The organism is Escherichia sp. MOD1-EC7003, assembly GCF_002965065.1.
Classification (GTDB): domain Bacteria; phylum Pseudomonadota; class Gammaproteobacteria; order Enterobacterales; family Enterobacteriaceae; genus Escherichia.
In genome coordinates this window covers 1-672 of the sequence record NZ_PTRE01000314.1, presented here as the reverse complement: position 1 = coordinate 672, position 672 = coordinate 1, and the positions used below count along the sequence as shown (strand labels likewise).

At 36.6% G+C, this 672-nt stretch carries 2 protein-coding genes; both read left to right on the top strand.

Annotated elements, in window-relative coordinates; genetic code table 11:
* Positions 1 to 112: transposase domain-containing protein (locus tag A7090_RS25555; RefSeq protein WP_000295444.1), on the top strand; the 112-nt coding region annotated here is incomplete at its 5' end.
* A gap of 39 nt (positions 113 to 151) precedes the next feature.
* Entirely contained in the window at positions 152 to 535 is a 384-nt protein-coding gene (locus A7090_RS25550; RefSeq protein ID WP_241957312.1) for a hypothetical protein, read from the top strand.
* The last annotated feature ends 137 nt before the right edge of the window (positions 536 to 672 follow it).

Below are 672 nucleotides of genomic sequence, written 5' to 3'. Positions count from 1 at the left end.
CAATGTGGAGCCAGAAAAGTGGCTGCGCTACGTCATTGAACATATCCAGGACTGGCCGGCAAACCGGGTACGCGATCTGTTGCCCTGGAAAGTTGATCTGAGCTCTCAGTAAATATCAATACGGTTCTGACGAGCCGCTTACATATTAATTGTGATTTTATGTTTTTTTTCATTTTCTTCGTTAGCTAAGCAACAAACTACTGTTGGCTGTTTTAGTTCTGGGAATATTAATTTAAAATTTACCGAGATACTGTATGATGACGTTTTTTTAGGTTATGTTATTTATAAGGGAAAATCAAAGTTCATACCTCTTGCATTTATAAAAAAAATAGAAGTGAATTTTGATGACAGACCTTCAGAGTTCACTTATACATGGAGTGAGATTGTAGATGGCAAGGTCAATGGTTTGTATGTGGTTGCGTCACAAGGGGCGAGATTTAATAGTTTTTATTACAAATCGAATGACGGTAGGATAACTGAATTTAAAGAAAAGATAGAAGCATATAATAACGATGGTTCGGATTGTATATGGTGAGAGAAAATATAAATAAGAATAGAAAATGTAGATTGGATAATATTCCCCAATTATCAGAACAGGGCAAGATCACTGTGTGCCGTAGGCACAAAGATGCAAAACGGGACGTTCTGCATGTAATAAGCATAAGCTTGTGA